14 protein-coding genes are annotated in these 18,891 nt (G+C 63.3%); 13 read left to right on the top strand and 1 reads right to left on the bottom strand.

The annotated features are described in order from the left end of the window. The first annotated feature begins 61 nt into the window (after positions 1-61). The 7 genes from K9B33_RS04150 to K9B33_RS04120 all read left to right on the top strand — a co-directional run bounded on the left by K9B33_RS04150 (position 62) and on the right by K9B33_RS04120 (position 9,848). Positions 62-1,561: an amidohydrolase family protein gene (locus K9B33_RS04150; RefSeq protein WP_224546908.1), complete on the top strand. Its 1,500-nt coding sequence runs from the start codon at positions 62-64 to the stop codon at positions 1,559-1,561. Continuing rightward, complete coding sequence (locus K9B33_RS04145) at positions 1,558-3,579, top strand: serine hydrolase domain-containing protein (protein ID WP_224546906.1); 2,022 nt, start codon at positions 1,558-1,560, stop codon at positions 3,577-3,579. The genes K9B33_RS04150 and K9B33_RS04145 overlap by 4 nt, the downstream gene beginning before the upstream one ends. 130 nt (positions 3,580-3,709) lie before the next feature. After that, the gene (locus tag K9B33_RS04140) at positions 3,710-4,723 is read left to right on the top strand and encodes a dipeptide epimerase (RefSeq protein ID WP_224546904.1); all 1,014 of its coding nucleotides are present in this window, start codon (positions 3,710-3,712) and stop codon (positions 4,721-4,723) included. A gap of 22 nt (positions 4,724-4,745) precedes the next feature. Then, complete coding sequence (locus K9B33_RS04135; RefSeq protein ID WP_224546902.1) at positions 4,746-6,029, top strand: peptide MFS transporter; 1,284 nt, start codon at positions 4,746-4,748, stop codon at positions 6,027-6,029. Positions 6,030-6,115: 86 nt separating this feature from the next. After that, entirely contained in the window at positions 6,116-7,132 is a 1,017-nt protein-coding gene (locus K9B33_RS04130) for a DUF1611 domain-containing protein (RefSeq protein ID WP_224546900.1), read from the top strand. After that, positions 7,129-8,292 (top strand): hypothetical protein, encoded by a 1,164-nt coding sequence (locus tag K9B33_RS04125; protein WP_224546898.1) that lies wholly within the window; start codon positions 7,129-7,131, stop codon positions 8,290-8,292. Before K9B33_RS04130 ends, K9B33_RS04125 begins: the two co-directional genes overlap by 4 nt. Next, positions 8,289-9,848: a serine hydrolase gene (locus K9B33_RS04120; RefSeq protein ID WP_224546896.1), complete on the top strand. Its 1,560-nt coding sequence runs from the start codon at positions 8,289-8,291 to the stop codon at positions 9,846-9,848. The genes K9B33_RS04125 and K9B33_RS04120 overlap by 4 nt, the downstream gene beginning before the upstream one ends. Before the next feature lie 9 nt (positions 9,849-9,857). On the opposite strand, the gene K9B33_RS04115 is transcribed toward K9B33_RS04120, so the two are convergent. Then, positions 9,858-10,520 (bottom strand): helix-turn-helix domain-containing protein, encoded by a 663-nt coding sequence (locus K9B33_RS04115; protein ID WP_224546894.1) that lies wholly within the window; start codon positions 10,518-10,520, stop codon positions 9,858-9,860. Positions 10,521-10,891: 371 nt separating this feature from the next. Here K9B33_RS04115 and K9B33_RS04110 point away from each other — a divergent pair, with 371 nt between their 5' ends. The 6 genes from K9B33_RS04110 (at position 10,892) to K9B33_RS04085 (ending at position 18,883) form a co-directional block, all read left to right on the top strand. Continuing rightward, positions 10,892-11,536 (top strand): helix-turn-helix domain-containing protein, encoded by a 645-nt coding sequence (locus tag K9B33_RS04110; RefSeq protein WP_224546893.1) that lies wholly within the window; start codon positions 10,892-10,894, stop codon positions 11,534-11,536. 184 nt (positions 11,537-11,720) lie between these two features. Next, on the top strand, positions 11,721-13,679 hold the full coding sequence (locus K9B33_RS04105; RefSeq protein ID WP_224546891.1) for a serine hydrolase domain-containing protein: 1,959 nt from the start codon (positions 11,721-11,723) through the stop codon (positions 13,677-13,679). A 128-nt stretch (positions 13,680-13,807) separates the two neighbouring features. Beyond that, entirely contained in the window at positions 13,808-14,851 is a 1,044-nt protein-coding gene (locus K9B33_RS04100; protein WP_224546889.1) for a DUF1611 domain-containing protein, read from the top strand. 59 nt (positions 14,852-14,910) lie between these two features. Beyond that, positions 14,911-15,930 carry an alpha/beta fold hydrolase gene (locus tag K9B33_RS04095; RefSeq protein ID WP_224546888.1) on the top strand — a complete coding sequence of 340 codons (1,020 nt, stop codon included), beginning with the start codon at positions 14,911-14,913 and terminating at the stop codon, positions 15,928-15,930. After that, entirely contained in the window at positions 15,927-17,561 is a 1,635-nt protein-coding gene (locus K9B33_RS04090; protein ID WP_224546887.1) for an N-acyl-D-amino-acid deacylase family protein, read from the top strand. Before K9B33_RS04095 ends, K9B33_RS04090 begins: the two co-directional genes overlap by 4 nt. Before the next feature lie 26 nt (positions 17,562-17,587). Continuing rightward, on the top strand, positions 17,588-18,883 hold the full coding sequence (locus K9B33_RS04085; protein ID WP_224546886.1) for a metal-dependent hydrolase family protein: 1,296 nt from the start codon (positions 17,588-17,590) through the stop codon (positions 18,881-18,883). Positions 18,884-18,891 lie beyond the last annotated feature (8 nt).

The following is an 18,891-nucleotide window of genomic DNA, read 5'->3' as shown; positions in this document are numbered from 1 at the left end:
CGGACGGCGATGGGGGTCCTTGCCCGTCGTCGTCCGGCATTCTTGATGAAAGGATCTGAAGATGCGCGCTGCCTATTCTTCCTTCCGGCATGGAGCGGCGGTAGTTGCAGGACTGCTGCTGGCGGGAGAAGCGCTTGCTGTTCCTGCCCCAGGCTATGACCTGATCCTGGCCGGCGGACGGGTGATCGATCCGGATAGCGGCCGGGACGAAATCGCCGATATCGCTATCAAGGATGGACGTATTGCGGCCATCTCGACGGCATCGCTCGGCGGGGGGAGGCGGCTCGATGCCAGGAACATGGTGGTTGCGCCTGGTTTCATCGACCTGCACGCCCATGGACAGGATCCCGTGGCGGAGCGACTGCAACTGCTGGACGGCGTGACCACGGCGATCGACATGGAGATCGGCACGTTGCCGGTCGCCGATCTCCACGCCCGGATGCGGGGCAAGGCTCTCATCAATTTTGGCGCGTCTGCCTCCCACATCTGTGCGCGGTTGCAGGTCCTGTCGGCCAAGTCCTGCGCGCAAAGTGGTCCACATCAGGTTGCGGCCGACCCGGCGATGCTGGCCAAGAGCGCCGACCTCACGCAGGAGAGGCAGATCGCCGACCTGATGGACCGGGACGTGAAGGCCGGCGCGCTCGGCTATGGCCTTGGCATAGAATATGTGCCGGGCGCCGGACGGCGCGAGATTTTCCGCATTTTCCAGGCGGCGGGCAAGACTGGGGCGCCGGTCTTCACGCATGTCCGCAGTCGTCCGCTCGACAAGGCGAGCGGCGTGCCGATCGCGGTCGTGCAGGAAGTGATTGCTGACGCGGCGACCACCGGGGCGTCGCTTCAGATCGTGCATATCGCCTCGACCGGCCTTGGCGACGTGCCGACGCTGCTCGAACTGGTGAAGGGCGCGCAGGCCCATGGCATCGACATTACGACCGAGGCTTATCCCTATACCGCCGGCAGCACCGCCATCGGCTCCAGCTTCTTTTCGGACGGATGGGAGCAGCGCAACGGCGTGAGTTATGAAGCGGTTCAGTGGCCCGCCACCGGCGAGCGGCTGACGCAGGCGACGTTCGAGCGCTACCGCAAGGAACAGCCCGACGCCGCCGTCATCATCCACGTCATCCCCAGCGACATCGTCGATCTGGCCGTCACCGATCCTGTGGTTAGCATCGCATCGGACGGTGTACCCTGGACCACATCGGGCGAGCATCCGCGCGGTGCGGGCACTTTCGCGCGAGTGCTGGGCGTCTATGTCCGCGATCGCAAGCTGCTCGACCTCAAGACCGCGATCGCCAAGATGACGATCATGCCGGCCCGCAGGCTGGAAAAGATATCGCCCCAGATGGCGCGCAAGGGACGCCTCGCTGTGGGCGCCGATGCGGACATCACCGTCTTCGACCCGGCGAAGATCAAGGACAGTGCGACATTCGAAAAGCCGATGCAGGCGTCGGTCGGCATCCGCTACGTCCTGGTCGGCGGCACACTGATGGCGCGCGACGGGCAGGTAATCGACGGCCAGTTCCCCGGACAGGCCATCCGCAGCGGGCTGGCACAACCATGACGGGACAATCTTCACACAGCTTCAACAGGGAAGGGCGCAGCATCATGCGATGGATGAAATATCTGGCCGCCGGCGCGCTGGCGCTGGCCGGCGGCGTTACCGTGGCGCAACAGGCGCCCCTCGATGCGCCCTCGCTGCTGCCGCAGCCCGCCGCGAGGCCCGGCGCGGTCGTGCCGATTGCGCCCGTGGTCGATGGGCAGCATATGCTTACCAAACAGGATGCCGACGCCTGGCTCGACGGGTTCCTGCCTTATGCCCTGGCACGGGGGGATGTTGCCGGCGCCGTGGTCGTCATCGTCAAGGACGGGCAGGTGCTGACACAGCGCGGCTTCGGCTATGCCGATGTCGCCAAGCGCAGCCCGGTCGATCCGGCCACCACGCTTTTCCGCCCCGGTTCGGTGTCGAAGCTCTACACCTGGACGGCGGTGATGCAGCAGGTGGAGGCAGGCAAGCTGAACCTCGACGCCGACATCAATCAATATCTCGACTTCAAGATTCCGCCTTTCGATGGCAAGCCGATCACGCTGCGCAACATCATGACGCACACGGCCGGGTTCGAGGAAGCGGGCCGCGACCTGATCGGCACGAGCGATAATATTCCGACGCTGGAAGTCGCCTTGAAGCGCTGGACGCCGCACCGTGTCTATGCGCCCGGATCGACGCCGGCCTATTCCAACTACGCGACCGCGCTGGCCGGCTATATCGTGCAACGGGTCAGCGGTATGCCGTTCGACGACTATATCGAACGCAATATCTTCCAGCGTCTCGGCATGAAATATGCGAGCTTCCGCCAGCCTCTGCCGGCCGCGCTCCAGCCGCACATGGCCACAGGCTATCAGTTGGGATCGGGCGAGGGCAAGCCGTTCGAGATCGTCTCGGTCGCCCCGGCCGGCAGTTCGTCCATCAGCGGCGCCGACATGGCGAAATTCATGATCGCGCACCTTAATGATGGCGGTCCGCTGTTGAAGCCTGAAACGACCAAGCTGATGCATTCGCCCGCCAACGAGCCGCTACCGGGCCTCAACCACATGATGCTCGGCTTCTATGAGGAAAAGATCAACGGCATCAGCGCTATCGCCCATGGCGGCGATACGCGCTGGTTCCATTCCGATCTGTCGCTCTTTCCCAGCAAGAATGTCGGCATCTACATCTCGCTGAACAGCATGGGGAAAGACGGCGCGGTCGGTCCGATCCGCAACAGTTTCTTCAAGCAGTTCGCCGACCGCTATTTTCCCGCGCCTAAGCCCGCGCCCAAGGAACTGGCGACGGCCAAGGCCCATGCGGCGCAGGTTGCCGGCACCTATGGCACCAGCCGTGCGCCGGTCGAGAACTGGGCGGCGATGATGGGTTTTCTCAGCCAGATGGACGTTGGCACGGACAAGGACGGCAAGCTGTCGGTACCCGCATTCAAGACCATCGGCGGTGCGCCGCGCAAATGGGTCGAGGTCTCGCCCTATGTCTGGCAATCGACCGAGGATGGCGACCAATTCGCGGCACGTGTCGAAAATGGAAAGGTCACGCGGGTCTTCTACGGCCCGGTCGCACCGATCATGGTGTGGGATCCGGTACCCTGGTACAAGAATAGCGCCTGGCTTAAGCCGTTGGCGATCGGGGCGCTGGCCATTCTGGTTCTGACTGCGCTCGCCTGGCCCGTCGGCGCCATCAACCGCAAGCGCTATGGCGCGAAGCTGGAACTGACGGGTCGTGACCTGGCGCTGCATCGCGTCGTGCCCGCCTGCGCCTGGGCTATGCTGGGGCTACTCGGCAGCTGGGTCGCTGTGGTGGTCATAGCGAGCGATTATGTGACGTCGGCCGGTCTCATCTGGTTCAACCAGATCGCCGGACTGCTGCTCTTCTTCGGCTTCGTCGGCGTCGCCGGCTGGAACGCCTGTTTGGCCTTCAGGAACAAGCGTGGCTGGTTCGGCAGGCTATGGAGCGTGCTGTTGCTCGGCGCCGCCGTCGTCATGCTGTGGGTGGCGCTCGCCTTCCATCTCATCAGCTTCGGCGCCAACTGGTAATGGCGGGCCGAGGCCGGGCGACGCCGCGTCGCCCGGCCTCGGCCAAACTTCCCGACAATCCCTCTTTTCACCCGCGAGCAATGCGCGGGTGCCGGGCGACTTGCGCCCGAACGCTTCAGGAGTTCTTACTGTGACCACCGCTCTGACACTCGACGTGCAAGCCCAGCGGCTCGATTTCAAAGCACCCTTTCGCATTTCGGGTTATGTTTTCGAAGGGCTGGACTGCGTGATCGCAACCCTGTCGGATGGCAGGCATAGCGGGCGCGGCGAAGGCGATGGCGTCTATTATCTGGACGATCGACAGCCCCATATGCTGGCTGAACTGGCGCGGGCGCGGACGGCGATCGAGGCCGGGCCGACCCGCCAGGAGTTGCGCACGATCCTTCCGGCCGGCGGCGCGCGCAATGCTGTCGATGCTGCTCTATGGGAATTGGAAGCGAAACGCGACGGCACGCCGATCTGGGCACTGGCCGGACTGGACGCGCCGAAGCCCGTCGTCACCACCTTCACCCTGGGTGCGGACGATCCGGCGAAGATGGCGCAGGCCGCGGTTGCCTTCGGTCCGGTGCGCGCCATCAAGATCAAGCTGACCGGCGAGCTGGATTTGGACATTGCCCGCGTCGCCGCGATCCGCGCCGCGCGGCCCGATGTCTGGTTGGGGGTCGATGCCAATCAGGGGTTCGCGATCAACGAGCTGGACAGCTTGGTGGCCGCGATGGTGACGGCCAATGTCTCCCTGATCGAACAGCCGCTGGCGCGTGGGCGGGAGGCCGATCTGGACGGCTATCGCTCGCCCATTCCGCTGGCGGCGGACGAAAGCGCGCTGACACTGGAGGATGTGCCGGGACTGGTTGGCCGCTTCGACGTGGTCAATATCAAGCTCGACAAATGCGGCGGCCTGACCGAAGGGTTGATGATCGCCAAGGCTGCGAAGGCCGCCGGGCTGGGCGTGATGGTGGGCAATATGGGCGGCTCCACGCTCAGCATGGCGCCCAGCTTCCTGCTGGGACAATTGTGCGACATTTGCGATCTGGACGGCCCGATCTTTCTGAGCGCCGACCGCGATCCCGCCATAAGCTATGACGAGGGCATGGCCTGGTGCGACGAACGCATGTGGGGCAGGGAAAGCCCGGACGCGGTATGACCTTCGCCGGGATTTTCGACCAGTGACGGGTGCGCAGGCGGAGCGCAGCTGGTTCGGCCAGCCGCCAGGGCTCACCATCCTGTTCCTGACGAACATGTGGGAACAGTTTTCCTATTTCGGCATGCGGGCGTTGCTGGTCTATTATATGACCCGGCAACTGATGCTGGGGCAGGGGCAGGCGTCCTTTGTCTATGGCGCTTATACCGCCTGCGCCTATTTCACGCCGATCGTCGGCGGGGTGGTTGCGGATCGCTGGCTGGGCAGGCGTCGCGCGGTCACGATCGGCGCATCCGTCATGGCAGCGGGTCATTTCATGATGGCGTTCGAACCGCTCTTCTACCTCGCGCTTGCCACCATCGCGCTGGGCAACGGACTGTTCCTGCCCAGCCTGCCGAGCCAGATCAACGATCTTTATGCGCCGGGCGATCCGCGGCGAGGCTGGGCCTATAATGTCTATTATGTCGGCATCAATATCGGCGGTTTCCTGGCGCCTCTGATCTGCGGGACGCTGGGTGAAATTTACGGCTGGCATTATGGCTTCGGCGCGGCCGGGATCGGCATGTTCGCGGGTCTTGCCATCTATCTGCTGGGGCAGAAGCATCTGCCGTCCGAGCAGGTTGCGCCGATTGTGGTGCAGGATGGCATGACCGTATCAGCCGGGAATAATCGTCAACTCTGGTTGGTGCTGGCGGCGGTGGGCCTGTGCGTCACCATCTTTCGTGGCGCTTATGAGCAGGTGGGCAACACCGTGGCGCTTTGGGCCGGCAATGGGGTGGACCGTAGCGTTGGCGATGTCGCCATCCCCATGACCTGGTTCCAGTCGCTCAATCCCCTGCTGGTCATGCTCCTGACGCCGCCGTTGCTGGCGCTGTGGCGGCGGCAGGCGGCGGCGGGGCGAGATGGCGCGCCAGCGCGCCGCATGGCGCAGGGCGCTCTTCTGGTCGGGCTCGCTTATGTTCTGCTGGCGCTCGTCGCCTGGCAGGCAGGGGAAAGACAGGCGGCCTGGTTGTGGCTGGCGCTCTTCTTCCTCATCTTCACCGTAGGCGAACTGTTCATCCTGCCATCGGGTCTGGGTCTGTTCGCGCGCCTCGCACCGCCGCGCCTCGGCGCGACCACGGTAGCGGCCTGGTATCTCACCATCTTTGCCGGCAGCCTGAGCGCCGGGCTGGTCGGCACGCTGTGGAGCCATATGGCCCATGGCAGCTATTTCGTCCTGCTGGCCGCCCTCGCTTGCCTGGCCGCCATTCTGCTCCGGCTGCTCGATCCGGCCATTCGTCGCATCGACCGCAACTGGACCGATAAATAAGTTGATTATTCTCCAATCAGGATCATAATGTCCTGAATAGCAAAAGTTGGATATTTGATATGACGATGCGGCAAGGCGGGTTTGATATGGGAACGCTGGTTCTGCCCCGCCCCTATCTGCTGTTCTTAGGCGATGCGACTGAACGTGGTTTCGCGAAGACCGCGCTGGGTCTGGCGGACTGGGCGCCCAATCTGTGCTTAGGGGAATATGGTCTGCCAGGCTGCACCGTGACTGCCGGCCTGCCGCCGCTGACGCCGGCCGAAGCGAGGAGCAAGGGCGCTCGCGCGCTGGTGATCGGCGTGGCCAATGTGGGTGGGGTCATCCCCGATCAATGGATGGACGCACTGGTCGAAGCGCTGGACGCCGGTTTCGATCTGGTCAGCGGTATGCACGCCAAACTCGCCAGCTTCCCGCGCCTTGCCGATGCGGCCGCAAAGGCTGGACGGCAATTGATCGACGTGCGCACGCCTCCGTCCGGTATTCCGATCGCGACCGGGCGCAAGCGTAGCGGCAAGCGGCTGCTGACGGTCGGCACCGACTGCGCGCTGGGCAAGAAATATACGGCCCTTGCCATCGCCGATGGCTTCAAGGCGCGCGGCGTCAATGCCGATTTTCGCGCCAGCGGCCAGACCGGCATCATGATTGCGGGATCGGGCATGCCGATGGATTCGGTGGTTTCGGATTTCCTTGCCGGCGCAGCCGAGATACTGAGTCCCGATGCACCACAGGAACATTGGGACGTGATCGAAGGTCAGGGGTCTTTGTTCCACCCCGCCTATGCTACCGTATCTCTGGGCTTGCTGCATGGTAGCCAGCCGGACGTCTTCATTGTCTGTCATGAGGTCGGCCGCACCGGAATATTGGGTGTCAGCGGATATAGCCTGCCCTCCATTCCTCAAGTGATCGAGCAGACCGTGGTCATGGGCCGACTTACCAATCCGGCGATCCGTTGCGCGGGGATCAGCCTCAATACCTCGTCGCTCGATGCCGTCGGCGCTGCAGCCGAAATCGATCGGCTATCGACCGAGCTTGGCTATCCGGTCGCAGACCCGATCCGGCGCGGTGCGGCCTTCGAGCAGCTGCTGGATGCCTGCCTCGCATGAGCGGCGCGGGAGAAGCGCAGGCGCAGGGGGCACGGGGCGCAAGCTGGTTCCAGCGCTTCCTCCTGCCCGGCTTCGCGCTGAAGGCGGTCATTATCGGTGGCGGCTATGCGACCGGGCGGGAACTGGCGGAATTCTTCCTGCCAAGCGGCCCCTGGGGCGGGCTGGCCGGGATGATCCTGGCGATGCTGATCTGGAGCATCGTCGCCGCCGTGACCTTCCTCTTCGCCCGTATGGTCGGCGCGCGCGACTATCGGAGCTTTTTCGAGGCTCTGCTGGGCCGGGCCTGGTTCATCTTCGAGATTGGCTATCTGCTCTTCATCATCCTGATTCTGGCGGTCTTCGGCGCGGCCGCCGGGGCGATTGCAGAGGTGGCGTTCGGCGCCGCGCCGATCGTCGGCACGTTGGCCTTGATGGCGGGCATCGGCCTGTTCGCGACCTTCGGCAACGCCTCGGTAGAGCAGTTGTTCAAATGGGTCTCCTTCCTGCTCTACGGCGTCTATGCGCTGTTCCTGATCCTGGCACTGTCCGGCTTCGGCGACCGGATCGGAGCAGGCTTTGCAGTGCCGGCCCCGGCAGATGGCTGGGCTCTGGGTGGACTCACCTATGCCGGCTATAATATCATCGGCGCGGTCGTGATCCTGCCGGTACTCCGACACATGCGCTCAGACCGCGACGCAGTGGTGGCCGGCCTGATCGCCGGGCCGCTCGCCATGGCGCCGGCGATCGCCTTCTTCATCTGCATGATCGCCTTCTACCCCGGTATCGCACAGGAAGTGCTGCCGTCCGATTTCCTGCTGGGCCAGCTCGGCAGCCCGACCTTCCACCTGCTCTTCCAGTTGATGATCTTCGCCGCACTGCTGGAAAGCGGCACCGGCGCGGTCCATGCCGTCAATGAACGCATCGCCAAGGCCTGGCATATTCGGCGCGGCGCAGTGCTGGGCAGTCCGGCGCGGCTGGGCATCGCGCTCGTCATCCTGACCGGCTGCATGTTGGTGGCCGACCGGGTCGGCCTGGTGGCGCTCATCGCTACCGGCTACCGCGCCCTCGCCTATATCTTCCTTACCGTCTACGTCCTGCCGCTACTGACCATCGGCCTTGTCCGACTGGCGCGCCGGCGGCGCGCCGTCCCGCCGTTCGTTGCTCAAGAGGAAGTCGCATGAAGCGCCTGTTGATCGCCTTCGCCCTTGCATCCACGTCAGCCCATGCCGCTCCGCCGGCCGATTTCGACGCCCGCGTCGAGGCGCTGCGCCAGGCGACCGGCGTTCCCGGCCTGGGCATCGCCATCGTGGAGAAGGGAAAGACGGTCCTGGCCAAGGGCTATGGCGTCAAACGGCTGGGATCGTCCGATGCGGTGACGCCGCACACGCTCTTTGCGACCGGATCGACTGGCAAGGCTGTGACGGCGGCGGCTCTGGCGACCCTGGTGGATCAGGGCCGGATCGGCTGGGACGACAAGGTGATCGACCATCTGCCCGGCTTTCAGATGTGGGATAGCTGGGTCACGCGCGAAATGACGATCCGCGACCTGCTGGTCCACCGCTCCGGCCTGGGACTGGGTGCGGGCGACCTGCTGTTCGTGCCGCGCAGCAACCTGTCGCGCGCAGAGGCCGTGCGACGACTGCGCTATATCAAGCCGGCTACCAGTTTCCGCAGCGGTTATGCCTATGACAATATCCTCTATATGGTCGCAGGCCGGCTGATCGAGACGGTTACGGGCAAGACGTGGGAAGCCTATGTCAAGGACCATGTCTTCAAGGCTGCGGCCATGACGGATTCGGTCAGCGACGATCCTGACCGTTTCGCCAGTCCCGATCGCGCCCAGCCCCATGCCCGCATGAACAGCGGGCTGCGCGGCGCGGGCGATCAGGAAGTGCTGGACGAGCGCGACGGTCTCGCCCGCAACGCCGCGCCGGCGGGCGGGCTGGCGGTCAGTCCGGTGGACATGGGGAAATGGCTGGCGCTGCAACTGGCCCAGGGCAAGCTGCCGGATGGTGGCCAGCTTTACAGCCCTGCCCAGGCGCAGGAGATGTGGCGGCCGACCACGTTGATGCCGATCGCGCCCAAGCCGCCCGAACTGGCGCTGACCCAGCCTAAATTCTACAGCTATGCGCTGGGCTGGATGGTGCAGGATTATCGCGGTGCGAAGATTCTCCAGCATGGCGGCGCGGTCTTCGGTTTCCAGACCATGGTCGTGCTGATGCCTGAACAGGATGTCGGATTTGCGGTCGAGATCAACAGCGAGGATGGCGAACTCGTCCAGGGGCTGGTGTATGAACTGCTCGACCATTATCTCGGCTATCCATCGCAGGACTGGCCTGCGAAATTCCGTGCCTTCAAAGCCAGGAAAGTCGCCGACGGCCTCGCCGCGTTCAAGGCCAAGGGTGCCGCACCGGCTCAATCCGGCCCCTCATTGCCGCTCGCCCGCTATGCAGGCACGTATCGCGACGCCTGGTATGGCGACATCATCGTCGGGCAGGACAAGCAAGGGCTGACCATCGACTTCCGCTCCACGCCGCGTATGGGCGGGCGACTCACCCATTTCCAATATGACAGCTTCCTGACCCGCTTCGACGACAAGACGATTGAGCCGGCCTATGTCAGCTTCGGGCTGGATGCGGATGGCAAGGTGGAGCGGGTGACGATGAAACCGGCCTCGCCCATTGCCGACTTCAGCTATGACTATCAGGATTTGCTCTTTACGCCTGTCCAGCCGTGATCGCCGGCATCAGCTTTTGCGCGGCGCGCGTTTCTTGACCTCACCCTTGGTCACATGATGATGCGCGTCATGCATCAGGTTCGACAGATCTTCTTCCGCGCTCGACATCACGCCGATGGTCAGTGTCTCCTTAAAGCCCGGCGCACACACATAGGCATGACCCATGCCGGAATCGATATAGATGGATTCGCCGGCTTTTAGCTCGATCGGGTCGTAAAATTCCGTGTGGACGATGATCGCGCCCTCCACCACATAAATGAATTCCTCACCCGAATGACGGACAAGTTGGCCGAACTCTTCGATCGTCTGGGCGTGGATGCGCGTGACGACCGGCACCATCCGCTTCTGCCGCAATTCGGTGCAGAGATAATAATATTCGTAGTTGGACGTATCGACGCGCACCGCATTGTCGAGCGTCCCGACGCTTCGGCGACCCATGATGGCGGCCGGCAGGGTCGCGTCCGCCTCCACGAACAGATCGGCGATGCTGATGTTCAGCCGCTCGCTCAATTGCAGCAGCTTGTCATAGGTCAGCGACAGCCGGTCATGCTCCACCTTGGACAGGGTGGATACGGGGATCCCGGACCGCTGGCTCATTTCCTTCAAAGTCCAGCCATTGCGGGTACGCAGATCCGTAATCACCGCGCCCAGGGTCCGTCGACCGCCTGCCATTCAAATCGCTCCTGTATCTCACCCTGCACGAATGGACTTTCATGTCCTATTCGGAAAAACTGCACCCGTAATAGCATCGTCGCGCCGCAATGTGCAATGCGCAGCGCTTGTCACAGCGCTGCGTTACTTCCTGCCAGGCATGCTAATCTTCGATGGCGGGACCATCGTACACCGAACGCGGCGAACATGGGCGAGATCCATTCGCCCATCGAAAAATAAGTCCTGACAGGACAATCATGCTGTAGCGATCAACAGGCATTTCCTTTGCAATCCATGACGCCATAACCGCTTACGAGACAGGATGGAAAATTTATGCTAATCGAGAAAATCGCGCCCATATCTCGGGTCGGATCGGAATTAAGCGGATACGGATGAAACGCATTCCCAAGCCTGGTGTCGACAATAATCCTGGCGCTTTTCTGCGGGAATTCCGGATCGCCAACGGTCTTACGCTGGCAGAGGCGAGCCGCAAGACCGGCCTTCCAGTCTCGACATTGTCCAAGGTGGAAACCGGGAAGATGTCGCTTAGCTACGAGAAGTTGGTGAAGGTCAGCGCCGGGCTGGGTATCGATATCGCCCAGCTTTTCTCGGCCGCCGCATCCGTGGCGCCGGTAACCCATGTGCCATCGGGTCGTCGCAGCATTACGCTGGCGGGGGCGGGGCCGACGATCAAGACTGCCGCCTATACCTACACCTATCCGTCGGCGGATCTGTTGAACAAGCGGTTGAACCCGATGATCCTGAACGTGGCGGCCCGGTCGATTGAGGAATTCGGCGACCTGATGCGACATCCTGGCGAAGAATATGCCTTCGTCATCCAGGGGCAGTGCGAATTTCACAGCGACATCTACGCGCCCTCTGTGTTGAAGGTAGGGGATTCCATCTATTTCGACGCCTCCATGGGACATGCCTATGTCGCGGTAGGGCAAGAGCCCTGCCGCGTGCTGTGCATCTGTTCGGCAAAGGATAGCGAACTTAAGTCGAATCTGCACCCGACCGGGAGCGACAGGCCGTAGGACGGTCGGTCGCACGCCAGGCTTCATCCCCGTCGTCACTTCCCCCGCCGCATGTGTGAGCCGGGCGAGCCGTCATATCCGGCCTATTGACAATATTGCACTGATATTGTCAGATTGGAAAAATTTTCCATAATGGAAATTATCGCGCCGTATCCGGCGCAGGTGGGCGGCGAGAGGGGATGACATGCGCGGACTATGCGGGTGGATCGGTATGGCGATGCTGGCATGGGCGGGACAGGCGATGGCGCAGCCCGACGCAGTCGATGCATCACGGGTAACGCCGCAGTCGTCGCGCCCCGTCGCGCATATATTGGACAAATCCGATGTCGATGCCTGGCTGGACGGCTATATGCCCTATGCGTTGCAGCGTGGCGATGCCGCCGGGGCGGTCGTCGTGGTGGTCAAGGACGGCAAGATACTGACCAAGCGCGGCTTCGGCTATGCCGATGTCGCGACGCGTCGGCCCGTCGATCCGGACATGACCCTATTCCGTCAGGCATCGATCTCCAAACTGATCACCTGGACCGCCGTGATGCAGATGGTGGAGCGGGGCAAGATCGACCTCGACCGGGACGTGAACGCCTATCTGGATTTCAAGATCCCCGACCGTTTCGGCAAGCCCGTGACGATGCGTAACCTCATGACCCATCGTGGTGGCTTCGAGGAAGTCCAGCGCGGCCTCAACAGCTATGACATCAAAGATGTACCTCCGCTCGACATCGCATTGAAGCGACAGATCCCGATACGCATCTTCCCGCCAGGTACGACGCCGGCCTATTCCAACTATGGCACGACGCTGGCGGCTTATATTGTGCAGCGCGTATCGGGCGAACCGTTCGATGCCTATGCGCAACGGCACATCTTCACACCGGCGGGCATGGTGCGCTCCAGCCTCAGCCAGCGTCTGCCCATCGACCTACAGTCGCTGGTGGCGAACGGCTATGGTCGCGGATCGGGCAAGCCTACCCGTCTGGAACTGAACAGTTTCTGGCCGGCCGGCGGCATGAGTGCATCCGGCGTCGACATGGGCCGTTTCATGATCGCCCATCTGGATCATGGCGGCGTGCTGCTGCGGCCGGAAACGGCGCGGCACATGCACGACACGATCCTGAAAGCCATTCCGCCCCTCAACGGCATGGCGCTCGGCTTTTACGAACAGAATATCAACGGCCGCCGCGCGCTCTCTCATGCCGGGGACACATTGACCTTCCACAGCCAGTTGTGGCTTTTGCCGGACGACAATGTCGGCATCTACATGTCGATGAATGCGGCGGGTACGGACAAGGTTTCGGGGCCGATCCGCAGCTACTTGTTCGACGCCTTCGCCGACCGATATTTTCCGTTCGATCAGAAGGACGGTCGCGTCGATGCCGCAACCGCCAAAGCCCATGCGCGCATGATGGTGGGCACCTACAATAAGACGCGTCGACTGGAGAACAGTTTTCTTAAAGCGATGGAGTTGAGCAGTCAGATCAAGGTGGGGCTGGATGCGCAGGGCGGCCTGCTCGTGAAGGCCGCGCCAGGACTGGCCGGGCAGCCCCGCACCTGGATCGAGATCGCTCCCTTCGTCTGGCGCGATAGCATGAGCAAAACTCGGCTCGCCGCGCAGGTCGAAAATGGCAAGGTCGTGCGCTTCGGCCTGGACAGTTCGTCGCCCTATCTGCTGTTCGAGCCAGCACCCTGGTATCTGTCGTCGGCGTGGCTGACGCCGGCGTTGCTGATCAGCCTTGTCACCCTGTTCCTCACGGCCTTGTCCTGGCCGATCGTCGCGCTGGTGCGGCGGCGTTACGGGGTTCAGCCAATGCTCACTATCGCTCAATGGCGCGCCTATCGGTCAACGCGCTGCTTTGCCGGACTCGCCATCGCGCTTCTGGTCTGCTGGCTTTGGTTCAGCAGCGTCCTGCTTGGCGATTTTTCGTCGATGAACGGTGAACTGGATTGGGCGTTGATCGCGCTGCAGGTGGCGACGCCGCTGGTCCTGACGGGATTGTTCGGCGCGGCCCTCTGGAATGCCGGGTTGACCTGGCGGCGTGGCGGCGGCCGATTTGCGAAAGGCTGGAGTCTGGTGCTGATCGTCAACGCGGTCATCTTGTTGTGGATCGCGATCGGCTTCCACCTGATCGGCTTCAGCGTGAATTTCTAATTAGAGAATTTATCGATTGAAATTCTCATAATAGAAAATATGGTAGTGAAAGATGAACGATGCCGGCCATGATGCAGAGTCGCGATGCGGGCGCGCCTCATGCCGGCATCCACTGACAGGTGAGACAGGTGTTTCTTCAGACCATATCCGATGCCGCCGGGGCCACTGCCCTGCCCCAGCCCTATCTGCTCTTCCTGGGCGATACGGTCGAGCCGGGCTTCGCCAAAACTGCCTATGGCCTGCGCGACTGGGCGCCTGAAAAATGCACGGCGGAATATGCGCTGCCGGGCGCGACCGTCACGACCGGCCTGCCGGCCATGAGTCCTGCGCAGGCGCATCAGGCGGGTGCCCGCGCGCTGTTGATCGGCGTCGCCAACAGCGGCGGCGTGTTGCCCGACAATTGGTTGCCGGCATTGGTGGAGGCGCTCGAAGCGGGCCTGGATATCGTCAGCGGCCTCCATATGCGGCTCGCGGAATCGCCCATCCTCGCGGACACCGCGGCGCGTCTTGGCCGACGACTGATCGACGTGCGCCATCCGCCCCATGACATAAAGATCGGAACCGGGCGCAAGCGCAGCGGCAAGCGCCTGCTGACGGTCGGTACGGACTGCGCACTGGGCAAGAAATATACGGCTTTGGCCGTCGCCCGCGGCTTTGCGGACCGTGGCGTCGACAGTGATTTTCGCGCAACCGGCCAGACCGGCATCATGATCGCGGGCGGGGGCATCCCGATGGATGCGGTGGTTTCCGATTTCGAAGCCGGCGCCGCCGAAATGCTCAGTCCCGACTCCGCGCCTGATCATTGGGATGTGATCGAAGGGCAGGGATCGCTGTTCCATCCCGTCTATGCCGCCGTCTCCATGGGCCTGCTCCATGGCAGCCAGCCTGATTGCATCATCGTGTGTCATCATCCCGGCCGCACCGAGATGCTGGGCACACCGGGCTATGCGCTGCCGAGCGTCGAAGAGGCGATCGATCTCAACCTGCGGGTCGGAGGACGGACCAATCCCGCCATCCGGTGCGCCGGCATCGCCTTCAACACCGCTTACCTCGATGAGGGCGAGGCTGTTGCGCTGATGGCGGAAGAAAGCCGCCGACTGGGTTTGCCCGTCGCCGATCCCATCCGTCGCGGCGCAGCCTTCGACCAGTTGATCGACAACTGCCTGTCATGACCGCCAGCCCCCCCAGGCCTGGCGGATGGGCGCGCACTCAGCGATGGACGCTGCGGATCATGCTGGGCCTTGCGGCGCTGCTGCTCTGCCTTCTCATCGCGGGCGCGCTCTACGAAGCCTGGGGGCGGTACAGCGCCGCGCGGCTTTATCCACCGCCGGGCAAGCTGGTCGATATCGGCGGCCGCCGCATCCATATCGATTGCCGTGGCACCGGCTCTCCGACCGTGATCCTGGAATCCGGTCTCGGTTCGGGTGGATCGGTGGACTGGGCGCGCGTCCATGATGCGCTTGCCCGCCATACCCGCACCTGTGCCTATGACCGCGCCGGCATCATGTGGAGCGATCCCAAGCCCGGTCCGCAAAATGCCGCCGCCGTCGCGGAGGATCTCCACGCCACCCTTGCGGCGGCGGGTATTCGCGGGTCGCTGGTCCTGGCGGGCCATTCGATCGGCGGCCCCTATGCGCGCGTCTATACCGCTCGCTATGGCGGTCAGGTGGCCGGGTTGGTCATGGTCGATGCATCGCATCCCGATCAGGTGGCGCGCTTCGCTCAGGTCATAAAGGCCAATGTCGATCCGACCAGGATGCTGGGCGTGATGCGCATCGCGACCGGCTTGTCCTGGACCGGTGTCGTCCGCCTGCTCACCGGCAAAGATGTGCCGAACCTGCCCCGCGAAGCGGGGGCGAAGATCGCAGCCTATACCAGCGTTTCGATCAGGGGCGCGCGGTCGGAACTGGAAGGTTTCAACCGGACGATGGACCAGGCTCGCAGCGTCCGCAGTTTCGGCGACCGGCCGCTCGTCGTGATGACCGCTATGGCGCCCCTTACGCCTGCGCAATTGAAAGGGCTGGATCTGACGTCGCAGGATGGCGCGCGGATGAAGCAGATATGGAAGGCGCTCCATAACGAGATGACCGCCATGTCGAGCCGGGGACACCAATTGATCGTGCCGGATGCCGGCCATTATATCCAGATCGACCGGCCCGATATGGTGATCGCCGCGGTCGATCAGGTCGTAGACGCCGTTCGCGCCGATGAGGCGCACAGGCAGGGCCTTCAGCAAGGGGAAAAACCATGATCAAGCATGTCCTATTATGCAGCGCCATGTCGTTGCTGCTCGTTGCGAACGCGCCTTCTCCGGACCCCTCGGTTTCGGATTATGACATCGTGATCCGCGGCGGTCGCGTGCTGGACGGGGCGGGCAATCCCTGGGTCCGGGCCGATGTCGCGGTCAAGGACGGACGCGTGGTGCGGATCGGGCAGGTCGGCGGCCATGGCGCGAAGGAGATCGACGCCAAAGGCCGCTATGTCTCCCCCGGCTTCATCGACATGATGGACCAGTCCGGCGGTGTCCTGCTCAAAAATGGCGCGGCCGAGAACAAGCTGAAGATGGGCGTCACCACCGTCATCGCGGGCGAGGGCGGGACGCCCGTCGAGGCGTCGCAAATCCCGACCTATTTCACCCAGTTGGAAAAGCAGGGCATTTCCGTCAATTTCGGCTCTTACTATTCCACTACCCAGGCCAGGGTGAAGGCGATGGGCGATGGCGCCGGCAATCCGACCGACGCGCAGATGGACATCATGCGCAAGGAAGTGCGCACCGCGATGGAGGCAGGCGTGTTCGGCGTGACCAGTGCTCTCATCTACCCGCCCAGCAGCTTCGCCACCACGGCGGACCTCATTTCGATGGCGAAGGTGTCGGCACAGTGCGGCGGTTTCTACGCCACCCATATGCGCGATGAGAGCGCCGATCTGGTCAAGGCGGTCAATGAAGCGATCGAGATCGGCGAAAAATCGGGCGCGAAGGTCGAAATTTTTCACCTCAAGGCCGCCTTCGCCCCCGGTTGGGGCGCGCTTATGCCACAGGCCATCGCCGCGATAAATGCGGCGCGCGCGCGCGGCGTCGACGTGGCCGCTGACCTGTATCCCTACACGGCTGGCGGCACCGGGCTGGAGATCATCGCGCCCAGCTGGGTCTGGGCCGACGGCGTGCAGAAGGGCATCGAGCGCCTGCGCGATCCCAAGCTACGCGAACGGATGAAGAAGGAAGTCGCTGCCGGCTCCATGCCCGGCTGGTCGAACCTGGTCCAGGCGTCGGGTGGCTTTGGCAACGTCATCCTCGCCAATGGCTTCAGTAAGAAATACGCCCCCTATCACGGCCAGAGCCTGGAGAAGATCGGCGCCGCGTTGAAGCGTGATCCGGCCGACGTGGCATGGGATATATTGCTGGAAGGCCTGCCGAACCGTTCCGTCGCGCTCTATTTCATGATGAACGAGGGCGATATCGAAACCGCGCTGCACCAGCCCTGGGTCAGCATCGGCAGCGATGCCGCTGCGTCGGAGAAACTGGGCCAGATGGATGCGCTCGGCCTGCCGCATCCGCGCGCCTACGGCACCTTTCCGCGAGTCATTGCCGAATATTCCAAGCGCCGCCCGGTGATTTCGCTCGAGGATGCGGTGCGCAAGATGACCGGCTGGCCAGCGCAGCGCATGGGCCTCACGGATCGCGGGCTGATCCGCGACGGGATGCGCGCCGACATCGTCATCTTCGATCTCGACAAACTGGACGATGTGGCGAGTTGGGACAAGCCAACAGCGTTGCCGACCGGCATCGATACCGTGCTGGTCAATGGCGTCGTCACGGTGGAGGGTGGCCAGCATAATGGCGCGAAGGCCGGCGTCATATTGCGCCATGGCTGCAACGGCTGAAACGGCGATTGCGGAGGATTGAAGCGATGAAGACGATAATCCTGATGGCGATGGCGACCAGTATGCTGGCGTCCCCCGCAGTGGCGCAGAGCGGGGCGTCCGGCGTTCGCACCTATATTCAGGCCGGTCGCCTGCTTGCCGATCCGGCCAGCGGCCGCGTCGACACGAACAAGACGATCGTGGTGGAAGGCGGCAAGGTCTTGGAAATCCGAGACGGCTTCGTTGGTGAAGGCAAGGTGATCGACCTGCGCGACGGCTTCGTGCTGCCCGGCTTCATCGACAGCCATGTCCATCTGACGTCGCAGTCCGGCCCTGACAGCCGGCTGGACGGTGTGACGAAGTCGACCACAGCGCAGGCATTCGACGGCATCGTCTATGCAAAGCGCACTGTCCGCGCAGGCTTCACCACCGTTGCGGATCTCGGTTCCGATCCCGAAGCGATCAACGCCCTGCGCGATGCGATCGCGCAGAAGAAAGTTGTCGGCCCGCGCATTCTTGCCGCAGGCGTTGTCGCGGCGCATGGAGGCCATGGCGACGTCCATGGCTATCGGCAGGAGATACTGGACCTGTTCCGTCCGACGAGCCTGTGTTCAGGCGCCGACGATTGCGCCCGCGCGGTGCGGCAGGCAGTGCAGCAGGGCGCGGATGTCATCAAGACCGCCTCGACCGGCGGCGTCATGTCTGACACGGCAGCAGGACTCGGTCAGCAGATGAGCGACGCCGAACTCGTCTCTATCGTAGAGACGGCGCACCGGCTGGGCCGCAAGGTCGCTGCTCATGCACACGGGACGGACGGCGTTAATGCCGCCTTGCGCGCGGGCGTGGACTCGGTCGAGCATGGCACTTATCTCGACGCCGAATCCATCTGGCTGTTCAAGGCGAAGGGCAGCTATCTGGTGCCGACCCTGCTCGCCGGCGACACGGTGACGCGGCAGGCCGAAACGGCCGACTGGATGCCCGCCACCGTCCGCGCCAAAGCGCGCATCGTCGGTCCGCTGATGATCGATGCCGTGCGCCGCGCGCGGGCAGCGGGCGTGAACATGGCTTTCGGCACCGATTCCGGCGTGTCTGCCCATGGCGACAATGGTCGCGAATTCGCGCTGATGGTGCAGGCGGGCCTGCCGCCGATCGATGCGATCCGTGCCGCCACCATATGGGCGGCCGCCCATGTCGGCCTGGACCAGGAGATCGGTTCGATCAGCACCGGCAAGGCGGCCGACATAATCGCGGTAAAGGCCGATCCGCTGCGTGACATCCGTGCGCTCGAAACCATGGCCTTCGTGATGAAGGGGGGCGATGTCGTTCGTGCGCTCGACGACTAATCCTCTTC

Origin of the sequence: Sphingobium sp. 3R8 (assembly GCF_020166615.1) — a bacterium.
In the GTDB taxonomy this organism is placed as follows: domain Bacteria; phylum Pseudomonadota; class Alphaproteobacteria; order Sphingomonadales; family Sphingomonadaceae; genus Sphingobium; species Sphingobium bisphenolicum.
Note: the sequence above shows the minus strand (reverse complement) of the source record. Positions and strands in the feature narration are given on the sequence as shown.

Coding starts and splice junctions, on each gene's coding strand:
- K9B33_RS04105 (WP_224546891.1), top strand. CDS start 11,721: ATGCGCGGACTATGCGGGTGGATCGGTATGGCGATGCTGGCATGGGCG.
- K9B33_RS04090 (WP_224546887.1), top strand. CDS start 15,927: ATGATCAAGCATGTCCTATTATGCAGCGCCATGTCGTTGCTGCTCGTT.
- K9B33_RS04110 (WP_224546893.1), top strand. CDS start 10,892: ATGAAACGCATTCCCAAGCCTGGTGTCGACAATAATCCTGGCGCTTTT.
- K9B33_RS04095 (WP_224546888.1), top strand. CDS start 14,911: ATGCTGGGCCTTGCGGCGCTGCTGCTCTGCCTTCTCATCGCGGGCGCG.
- K9B33_RS04115 (WP_224546894.1), bottom strand. CDS start 10,520: ATGGCAGGCGGTCGACGGACCCTGGGCGCGGTGATTACGGATCTGCGT.
- K9B33_RS04120 (WP_224546896.1), top strand. CDS start 8,289: ATGAAGCGCCTGTTGATCGCCTTCGCCCTTGCATCCACGTCAGCCCAT.
- K9B33_RS04130 (WP_224546900.1), top strand. CDS start 6,116: ATGGGAACGCTGGTTCTGCCCCGCCCCTATCTGCTGTTCTTAGGCGAT.
- K9B33_RS04085 (WP_224546886.1), top strand. CDS start 17,588: ATGAAGACGATAATCCTGATGGCGATGGCGACCAGTATGCTGGCGTCC.
- K9B33_RS04150 (WP_224546908.1), top strand. CDS start 62: ATGCGCGCTGCCTATTCTTCCTTCCGGCATGGAGCGGCGGTAGTTGCA.
- K9B33_RS04145 (WP_224546906.1), top strand. CDS start 1,558: ATGACGGGACAATCTTCACACAGCTTCAACAGGGAAGGGCGCAGCATC.
- K9B33_RS04125 (WP_224546898.1), top strand. CDS start 7,129: ATGAGCGGCGCGGGAGAAGCGCAGGCGCAGGGGGCACGGGGCGCAAGC.